1 protein-coding gene is annotated in these 220 nt (G+C 58.2%); it reads right to left on the reverse strand.

From position 1 onward, the window contains the following. Nucleotides 1–204 (reverse strand): transglutaminase domain-containing protein (locus AF337_RS40425; protein WP_280138852.1); only part of this gene is annotated, 204 nt, incomplete at its 3' end. Between the last annotated feature and the right edge of the window lie 16 nt (nt 205–220).

The following is a 220-nucleotide window of genomic DNA, read 5'->3' on the forward strand; positions in this document are numbered from 1 at the left end:
GATTTGGGGATCGCACAGGCACCATTCTCCAGCGCTGGAGTCCCAGTATTCGCATACCCAGTGATCTTCCCATCCATGGGAGAAATAAGCTGCAAAACCACAGCGCACACGGGCGGGAATTTCCCTGCATCGCAGAAAAGAGCAGAGCATCAGCGCGTAGTCGCGGCAGGTTCCGACAGACCGCTTGTCAGCCGACCGCGCGATGTTGAGAGGCCGTGGA

This window comes from Rhizobium ecuadorense (assembly GCF_001187535.1).
Lineage (GTDB): Bacteria > Pseudomonadota > Alphaproteobacteria > Rhizobiales > Rhizobiaceae > Rhizobium > Rhizobium ecuadorense.